Raw genomic sequence first — 9,670 nt, forward strand, 5'->3', positions numbered from 1 at the left:
AGGATCAGCAATGGGCGCGGAAAAATCCCGATCCTTTGCCTGAGAAAGCAACGACTGCGTTGCATCTCAATGAAAATCGCGTGCCTTCAAGCGCGGCGATACTGCCCCTTCTTCTTCCTCAGACACGGCAATCCGGCGCATCAAGGGGGTCAGGTCCTCCAGACGCTGCATCACCACATGAATGACCTCGCCTTCACGCTGCAGGATACCATGACAGGCCACGGCGTTGACGCCAATCACAATACGGCGCTGGGCCTCGGCACGATCTTTCCAGATGATGATATTGGCTGTGCCGGTTTCATCTTCCAGCGTCATGAACATCACGCCATGGGCCGTTCCTGGACGTTGCCGCATGAGCACCAGCCCCGGCACCACTACGCGGCTTCCATCGCGCAGCCGGCGCAGATCGGCGCAGGTGACCATACCGCGCGCGGCAAACTGCGTGCGCAGAAAAGCCATCGGATGTTGGCGCAGGGTCAGACCCAGCGTGTTATAATCCTCGACCACCTCACGACCTGCACTCATGGGGCGAGGCGTATAATCGGGCTCGATCACTTCGGGGCCTGGGCGGTTCAGCTTGCGATCTGCGGCAGCGAAGAGCGGCAGAACCGTATCGGCCAGCCCCTTGATGGCCCAGAGCGCAGCCCGACGATCGAGGTCGAGGCTGCGAAAGACATCGGCAGCCGCCAGAGCCTCAAGAGCAGCAACGGGAATATCGGCGCGGCGCCAGACATCGTCGAGCGAGTCATAGGCCGGAAAGCGATTGGCAATGAGCCTCCCCGCATGCTCATTCGAGAGGCCTTTCACAAAGCGAAACCCCAGACGAACGGCCAGTGTCGGCCTGCCCCGGTCAGGCTCGAGCACACAATCCCAGCGCGAGGCGTTGATGTCGATGGCATGCACGGTCACTCCATGCTCGCGCGCATCGCGCACCACCTGGGCGGGGGCATAAAAACCCATGGGCTGCGAATTGAGCAAGGCCGTACAAAAGACATCGGGATGATGGCATTTCAGATAATTAGAGACATAGGCCACAAGTGCGAAACTGGCGGCATGGCTCTCGGGAAAGCCATAGGACCCGAAGCCCTCAAGCTGGCGGAAGGTGCGCTCGGCAAACGCGCGGTCATAATGATTGGCCACCATCCCCTCGATCAGCTTTGTCCGAAAATGCGACACTCCACCGGTAAATTTAAAGGTCGCCATGGAGCGGCGCAGCTGATCGGCCTCACTAGGGGTGAACCCGGCGCAGGCGATGGCCACCTGCATGGCCTGTTCCTGAAAAAGGGGCACGCCCAGCGTCTTGCCAAGAATCTGCTCGAGTTCCGGCTTGGGGTAATCCGGTAGTTCGACACCGTCACGGCGACGCAGATAGGGGTGCACCATATCGCCCTGAATAGGACCGGGGCGCACGATGGCTACCTGAATGATCAGATCATAGAAAGTCTTCGGCTTGAGGCGCGGCAGCATGGACATCTGGGCGCGGCTCTCGATCTGGAACGTACCCAGCGTATCGGCACGACGAATCATGGCGTAGGTGGCGGGATCTTCAGGCGGCACCGAGGCCATGTCGAGCTGACGGATGCGATGCTGGGCCAGCAGCTCGAAACCACGGCGCAGACAGCCCAGCATGCCAAGGCCCAGCACATCGACCTTCATGAATTTGAGAATATCGATATCGTCCTTGTCCCAGACGATGATCTGGCGGTCTTCCTGGGCCGCAGGCTGGATGGGCACGAGTTCATCCAGCCGGTCGCGCGTCAGCACGAAACCACCTGGATGCGTGCCGAGCTGGCGCGGTATGCCCACAAGCTCGGCAGCCACACGTAGAGTCAGGGCCAGACGCCTGTCCGACAGATTGAGATTCAGTTCTGCCGCGCGCGCCTTGAGTTGCTCGGGGTCTCCCAGAGAAGAGGCGAGATATTTCGAGAGCAGACCCAGAAGATCCTCACTCAGCCCCAGCACCTTGCCTGTTTCACGCAGGGCGCCCTTGGGACGATAACGCATGAGTGTAGCGCAAAGCGCCGAATGGCTGCGGCCATAGCGGCGATAGATCCACTGGATGATCTCCTCGCGCCGGTCGCTTTCGAAATCGACATCGATATCGGGCGGCTCGCGACGCTCTGCGGAAATGAACCGCTCGAACAGGAGCCCAGAGCGTACCGGATCGATAGCCGTGATGCCCAGCACGTAACAAATGGCGGAATTGGCGGCCGAACCCCGCCCCTGACAGACAATCTCAAGCGCACGCGCCTGATGCACGATGCTGTGAACAGTCAGGAAATAGGGAGCGTAATCGAGCGACCCTATGAGCGCGAGTTCATGGGCAATCTGTTTTCTGACCGCCTCGCTCGCTCCGGCCGGATAGCGCCGTGGCAAGGCGTCGCGCACGAGCCGGGCCAGAGTCTGCTGCGGGGTCTCATCCGGCCGGTCGGTCTCCTGCGGATATTGATAACAAAGATCCTCCATCGAGAAGCGACAATGCGCCTCGATCTCGGCCACACGCCCAAGGGCTTCGGGAAAGGCTTCATAGAGCTGCGCCAGAGAAACTGGCGTTTTGAGTGCGCGGTCAGCGTGAATTTCGCGCCGTCCGCCCAATGTCTCCAATGTGCAGTTCTCGCGGATAGCCGTCACGACATCCTGCAACACATGGCAGCGTGCCTCATGGTAGAGCACATCCCCCGTGACCAGTGCTGCCACGCCAAACGAAGCTGCCAAAGCCTCCAGGGCTTGGAGACGCAGCAGATCGCCCGGTGCGCTACGATGCGCCAGCCCGCAATAGACAGGCTGGCCAAGGACTGCGCTGATCCGTTTCAGGTGGCGAAGTTGCTGCTGCGCCTGCGCATCGGGCTGATCGGGTAGCAGGACAAGAACCAGATTCTGGGCACCCTGAAGCAGATCATCCCACCCAAGCGAAAAAACCTCGCGCGCCCCCCGGCGATGCCCGAGAGTCAGAAGACGGCAGAGCGCCCCCCATCCCACCCGGTCGACCGGATAGACCAGAAGAGTCGATCCATCGAGCAGATCGAGTCGACACCCTGGCAGAAGCCGCAAACCGCTTTGCCGCGCTGCATCATGCGCGCGTACCATACCCGCCACCGAATGACGGTCCGTCAAAGCCAGAGCCTTATGCCCCTGTGCATGCGCGACGGAAAACAGGTCGTGCGGCGAACTGACGCCACGCAAGAAGGAATAATAGGAGGTGACGTGGAGCGGGGTCGTCATGCCCCCTGCCCTTGTGGCGCGTCATGAGGATGGCGATGCCCGCTCGTATCATGCGCCACGGTATCGGCACGCTTCATGAGCACAAAACCACAGCGCGCCAGATGCGCCACCAGGCGCTCGGCCACGAGGGTTGCCATAAGCTCATCGGCATCATGCACACGGCGGCGTCCGTCAAAACGCAGCGCATGGGTCAAGGCATCGGCAATTTCCCTTGGCTCGGCGGCGCGCATGACGGAGGGGACGGAAAGATCCTGTGTCATCAGAACAGCCCGTGGACAAACCAGGCGCCATCACCAGACCAGAGATGCTGACCATCTCCCCGGCGGAAAAGCCAGAAACGGTCCCCCGCTTCGGTTTCCACAATCCAGTAATCGCGTATGGCCCCGGCCTGAGCCGGGTGCTGCCACCACGCACCATGCAACCGTTCGGGGCCGTCAGCTCCAATGACACGCATCATATGCCCCTGCCAGACAAAGCCGCGTGGTGTTTCATCTTCGCCCAGAAGTGGCGCTCCAATAGCGCGAGGCGGCGCGAAAAGCCGTGTCGGACGGGGCCAGCGCGCGCCACGAGGCAAGGCTGCTCCTGACGCAACCGGGGTCAGGCTGCTCATCTGCGCCTCTTCGGGAAAAGGACTATCGGTTGCGGCCAGATGATAGATGGCTTGCAGGCCCGGCTTGTTACGCAGACGTTCTGCCAGAACCACCAACGCTTCCTTTTCCTGAAGCGCGGAGACCGGTGAAAGAACGGATGCCTCGGTGGCTGGCAGACGCGGTTGGGCGTGATCCACCTGGAGGTTCATGGCTTCGATGCCGAAGCCCGGATCGATCGTCTCTATTTTCTCCTGCAATAACCGGGACAGACGCCCTGCATCGTCGACAGGCTCTGCCGTACCCACACGCACAGCCTGGATCAAATCATCCACGCGATGGCACAACAGATCGACCCTGCGCGCACCCAGCCCTTTTTTCTGCAGCAAGGCAGCCATATCCGCGCAGAGCACCGATATGACCTGCGCAATGCTTTCTGCCGTGCCGATCGGTTCAACCAGATGGCGTTTGACGCTCAGAACCGTTTCGGGCTGTTCGAAGCACAGAGCCTCTTTCTGCTGACCCAGCGCCTGATCGAGCCGACGCAGGACCGTCCGGCCAAAACGACGTGTCAGTCCGGCACGGGGCACGGCACGCAGTTCAGACACACGCACGATACCCAGCATAGTCAGTGCAGACTCGTCCTCCTCGTCCAGCCGAAGTGCGGCGACAGGCAACGGGTCAAGAGCCATATCCGTACCGCCAGACGGTACGACGGTCAGATCGCACAAGCCGAAACGCGCCAAGGCATGAGCTGCACCTGCCGTATCGGCCAAAGCTGCACGCACACCATGCCCCTGAGCAGCCAGTCGGGTCTTCACACTTTCAAGCATGGCGCTTTCACCCCCGAAGAGATGGGCACAGCCCGTAACATCGATCCACAGACCATCCGGCGGATCGGTGGCCACAAGGGGAGAAAAACACCGGCACCATGCCGCCAGTTTCTGCAAAGCCTGTGCATCGGCTTCAGGCGTAACCGGATAGGCAGCCAGGTCGGGCACAAGGCTGCGCGCCATAGCCAGAAACTGCCCGTGCTGCACGCCATACTGCCGCGCAGCTTGGTTGACCGCCACGATTTTACGGCTATGCTTCTCACGACCATATAAGACCAGCGGGTGTGCCGCATCGGCTTCGGGATGCGCCTTGAGCCAGAGTGTCGTGCGCCAATGCGGCAGCCACAGGGAAAGCAGTCGACGCGTCATGGTCCGTATCGACCCTCCAGAACAAGGGGTCGCCCCCGCGACGCCGCAGCAGGGAAAGAGACATCCCCCCGGAAAAGGACAGAACGTCACGGCCGCCTACACGGCATGGGGCAGAACAAGCCGCGCCGACCTGCCAACGCGTCCAGCATGAATTGGGCAGGAGAGGATGCCTGTGACGATGTACGACAAACCCGGTCACAGATGTTTTTTCTGCCGCCAGATGAAGACGACGCGATGCGGTGAGAGAAAGAGGTTCGGTCAGATCGGCCACGACCGCCGTCACATTTCTCGTGCGCAGGATATCCTCCATCGTGCCGACAAGCCGGGAGGGGTCGACCTCGACACAGAGCAGACGTTGCGGATCCAATCCTGCGGCGCTTATCCCCGCCAAAGTCAGTGCGGCTGAGCCGACACGATCCCTGCTGCTTTCCACTGAAGCAAGACCATGTGGGGCATTTTCATGAGCGGCCATTCGGCCGGCTGGTTTGTGAAAGCCCGCAATGCTTTCGGAGTGGGGAGCTTCCTTGTCCTCAACCGGCATGATCCATATGACGGGACCCGTCGTGCGGGCGAGAATTTGCGCAATCAATCGTGTAGGGCGGGCACAAAGAACCCTGTCATGTCCCTCCCCCATGAATTCATGCACAGCGCCGCGACGCAGACCGCCCTTGAGCGCGTCATCGACAGCAATCATGCCTGTTTGCAGATAAAGCGCTGCAAAATCATGCTGATAGCGCCGTTCAATCTGCATGATGCTGTCACGCAGCATAGCCATATCCGCCATAAAAGAACTCCTTTCACGGCAGCGATATCACAAGAACAAAAAGAGAACAACGATTCCACAATAAGCTGCGACGATCCCCGGGCGCACAGATCACGTTTTTACAAACGAAACACTACATGTTTTGGCAAACACGAATTTCGCCTATATGGAAAAAAAATTAGCGCGAGATGATAGTAATGAAACGCGACTGCTTCGTCATTCCATCCAATCTTCCAAAGGCCAACTGGCTGATATCGTTCATTAATTCTGTAGCGGCTCGGACAAGGAGCTTCAGCTTCGATATCGTGATTGGCACATCGAACGAGCAGGAATATCGCCGCTATGCCAGGCTGATACCTACCATGTCTGTCAATTCGACAATAAGACTGGTCGATATCTCCGGCTATATCAGCAGGGTTCTGCAATCAGAGACACTTCTGGATCGATATAACCGTAATGCCGAAGGCTGCATCATCAACGTCAAGAAATTCGCCTTGCTGAAATGGGCCTGCGATCAGGGTTATGAACGCATCGGCGGCATCGATGGAGACACGGCGGCCATCAGGGATATGGATGGTGTGTTCGACGCCATGCAGGAAAATTACCGGAAGAAACTACTGGTCGGGTCGAGCTTCCGTCATCATGAAGCCACACATATCACCGCTGCGTGCCTCAGACATTTCAGTGATGCGAATATAGAAGAGCTCAAACTGAATGACGGCGATTATCTGTATAGCTGGTTCTTCGATGTGCCCTACTACGAAAGAAACGATCTGAACGAATTCTTCGACTTCATGAGTGACCAGTATGGCTCACTCGTGGCGTGGTTCGAAACCATTCGCAAAGAAGATTTTGAACATCAGATTTTTCACTACTGGCTGTATTTTCACAAAGGGTACAAGCTTTTCGATACGCGATTTATCACCAGTTATTTTATGCCGGAATCCTGCCTCTATTCGCATTTCATGGCGATCAGAGACCATGTGGATTACAGCCCGGTCTGGATCTATACGTGGGAATACCTCCATCAGCCGGATATAATCGACAGCTTTCCCAGTATTTTCATGCTGAGTCACTTCGATCGTATGTTCCTCTGACATGATACGCCTGCGCGCAGCTTTGGTCCTGACGCTATCTGCGCTTTGCTGGGTTCAAAGCGGGAGAGCTCAAACGGTCTGGTCATCGCACTGGGAGCGTATCGTGCTCGCCCCTGGCAAAGATCTTCCTCTGGCGGTACGGGACAAGGAAGCCGGGGCAGTTCAGGTCATCAATATTGCCCTGGCGGGCGAAGGCCCGGATGTTGACCGATCCGGTTTCTATTTTCTCGTCGATGAGGATCACACGCCCAGCATCGTTCTTCCTATGGGGCTCACAGGCACTTACGGCGCGACACGTTTCCACTCGCGCTTTGTATCATGCTCGAGTTCTGTCGGTCGTCTGGGATGCACCGTGACGATGCGCATGCCCTACCGTCATGCCCTGCGTGGCTTCTTTCATAACGGAGGGCGACATCCCCTCACATTATGGGGCTGGATGCAGGGCGAGACGCTACACACGTCAGTTCCGACTGAGGAACTGCATTCGGTCAGTGGCGGCGATCAGTATGAGGGGCAGATCATGGTCCACCCCTATCAGGAGATCACCCTGTTGGATGTCGATGGACCAGGACGACTGGCGGGTCTGCAGTTTTTCATGGATCGCCATAATGATCGCCCCAACAGTAATGAAAACTGCGTGGAAGGTAATTTTCGCTATTACATCGACGGAACTGACAACCCTCAATATGAATCGTCCGGCACAGAAGACTATTTTGGATCGTCCTTCAATTTTCAGGACGCTCCTTATGCCAGCGACAGTTTCGGCGTTTTCTACAACCGCTATGCCGGTGTGAGCGGCCCCGGCGCCGCCGATGATCAGGTTTCAGCATGGCGGTGGCATCATGATGATTCCATCCACTTCGACCATCACCTGCGAGTGACCTGGCAATGCGGAGACAGGGGCGGACCGGAAATTCCCGTTTCTCCCGCCGGTATTGCCTGGACAGCCTATTATTACCGTTCTGCCCCTACGCATTAACGAAGACTCATCCGACAATGGAAGCGCACGCGCCTGTTCTGGTTCCCCCGATGGGCAGGATCCCGGGCAAGACAGGCCCCCATGGTAACGATGATCATGGCGCATGAGAGATCGATGCATTGCTCATGGCTATCAGCTTAAGCTTACCAGGGAGGCGACCTCCTACAAAACCCTTCCTCGCCCCGTCACTACGACCAGAACTTGAACCCACACGCTCCCGACGAGCCAACAAACAGACATTACCTAGGCCCAATCTAAGTCACACATAAACTTCACTTGGTGGCAGGTGTAAAACAGACGCCGCTGGCGAACTCACAAAAGCGGCGCGAAGCGTAAGTCTACGCACTGGATGGATGACAGTATCGCCAGTCACAGTCCTGAAGAAACGCATGCCCTGCCGCAGTGATGATCAACCAAAACGCAACTTTGGAATAACAATCTGCATGAAGTGGCATCACCATCCCCGGCACTAATATGCATCACGCCACGCGCCATATGAAACGCCGCCAGATTTCTGGCGCATTCCCTGCTGTCTGCCCCTTCTGCCGAACCGTTCATATCCAGTGCTCCAGTCAGACCGTGCTCTGTTCTCGGTCGTTCCCGGAATTTTCACTGAACTGACCATTGGGAAAATCGTTTTCTAAGGACTCTCTATGGGCATACGGCGTTGTCCTTGGCGCGATCATGCCAACAACTCCCAGTTGTCATCATCCATGCCTGTCTGGCAGGCCAATCTGGCGAGGATCTGCCGTCCGTGATTACCGTTTATCTTTGGGTCATCCTGAAGCTACTTATAGGCTTCTCCCTGATCATCACCTATCTCAATCTGACGGGGCGCAACCAGATTGCCATGATGTCTGCCGTTGATCTGGTAGGCAATTTCATATTAGGCGGCGTCGTCGGGGGCATTCTGTACAACGACAAGCTTCCAATCCTGCATTACATCGCCTTGCTGATTCTGTGTATTCTCTTCATGGCGCTGTTCAATTACTTATCGCGCAAAATCCCCGATCTCAGAAAGCGGACAATTGGTGAACCGATAACCCTCATCCGAGACGGTGTTTTCCTGATCGATAATTTCAACGAAAACGCCAGTCGCATCGATCTGAAAGACGTGGCAACGGCGCTGCGCATGCAGAATATCTTCAGCTTCGACAATATCGATTTTGCGCAGATCGAGACAACGGGCCATGTGAGCGTCATCATGAAGGAGGAAGCCAAGCAACCTGCTCGTTTCGTGATCCACCGTGGAGAGATTTTCGATAAAGAGCTTGAGATACTGCAACGTTCAGAAAAATGGCTGATGGACACATTAGCCGGGCTGGGCTTGAGCGATCTCCAGCAGATCTTCTTGGCGGAATGGGTGGGGGATCACCTTCTCGTCGTAACGACGGATGGTAGAACACATGGGAGCAGGAAATAAGCTATGACGTTGTGACCGGAGGCATAAATCAAGGTCCCCAACAGATTGGACTGTGATACCCACAGTTGTTTTTTCACGGAGACCATTCCTGAAATGGTCGACCGGAGTTTGGTCAACGAGTAGAGGCGCGGGTAGTTGGAAGGCAGCGTATCGCTTATTCTTCTTTTTCAAGAGATGGTTGTTATGTTTGCCGGGCTTGTGATGCCAGCACGATCCCCCCGAAAGAGGTTTGCGCCGCCGCTATGCGGGTGCATGCCTGCTCTGGCCGTATCTATTGGACGCTCTGCCTGTTCTGAGCGTTCACGCGACCTGACGTACGTGCGCTTGGGCGCCTGTGCTGAGCGCTGCTGGGTCTATGTATGTGTGGGGATATGGTTGCGGGGGCAGGATTTGAACC

The 9,670-nt window shown here is 57.1% G+C and carries 7 protein-coding genes; 3 read left to right on the forward strand and 4 right to left on the reverse strand.

The genetic code is table 11. The annotated features are described in order from the left end of the window. Nucleotides 1-66: 66 nt before the first annotated feature. From AA0535_RS04540 to AA0535_RS04555, 4 genes are read right to left on the reverse strand one after another with little or no spacing between them, the layout of a single operon-like run. Complete coding sequence (locus AA0535_RS04540) at nt 67-3,222, reverse strand: error-prone DNA polymerase (protein ID WP_264814694.1); 3,156 nt, start codon at nt 3,220-3,222, stop codon at nt 67-69. Then, entirely contained in the window at nt 3,219-3,482 is a 264-nt protein-coding gene (locus tag AA0535_RS04545; RefSeq protein ID WP_264814695.1) for a hypothetical protein, read from the reverse strand. Before AA0535_RS04545 ends, AA0535_RS04540 begins: the two co-directional genes overlap by 4 nt. Further along, nucleotides 3,482-5,011: a DNA polymerase Y family protein gene (locus AA0535_RS04550; RefSeq protein ID WP_264814696.1), complete on the reverse strand. Its 1,530-nt coding sequence runs from the start codon at nt 5,009-5,011 to the stop codon at nt 3,482-3,484. Before AA0535_RS04550 ends, AA0535_RS04545 begins: the two co-directional genes overlap by 1 nt. Further along, a complete protein-coding gene (locus AA0535_RS04555; RefSeq protein WP_264814697.1) occupies nt 4,902-5,795 on the reverse strand; it encodes an ImuA family protein in 894 nt (297 codons plus the stop codon). Before AA0535_RS04555 ends, AA0535_RS04550 begins: the two co-directional genes overlap by 110 nt. A gap of 176 nt (nt 5,796-5,971) precedes the next feature. Between AA0535_RS04555 and AA0535_RS04560 the strand changes: the two genes are divergently transcribed. The 3 genes from AA0535_RS04560 to AA0535_RS04570 all read left to right on the forward strand — a co-directional run bounded on the left by AA0535_RS04560 (nt 5,972) and on the right by AA0535_RS04570 (nt 9,273). Continuing rightward, the gene (locus AA0535_RS04560; RefSeq protein WP_264814698.1) at nt 5,972-6,871 is read left to right on the forward strand and encodes a hypothetical protein; all 900 of its coding nucleotides are present in this window, start codon (nt 5,972-5,974) and stop codon (nt 6,869-6,871) included. A gap of 103 nt (nt 6,872-6,974) precedes the next feature. Further along, entirely contained in the window at nt 6,975-7,850 is an 876-nt protein-coding gene (locus AA0535_RS04565; protein ID WP_264814699.1) for a DUF2961 domain-containing protein, read from the forward strand. 754 nt (nt 7,851-8,604) lie between these two features. Beyond that, complete coding sequence (locus AA0535_RS04570; protein ID WP_264814700.1) at nt 8,605-9,273, forward strand: DUF421 domain-containing protein; 669 nt, start codon at nt 8,605-8,607, stop codon at nt 9,271-9,273. The last annotated feature ends 397 nt before the right edge of the window (nt 9,274-9,670 follow it).

It is taken from the genome of Asaia krungthepensis NRIC 0535, assembly GCF_025995175.1.
In the GTDB taxonomy this organism is placed as follows: domain Bacteria; phylum Pseudomonadota; class Alphaproteobacteria; order Acetobacterales; family Acetobacteraceae; genus Asaia; species Asaia krungthepensis.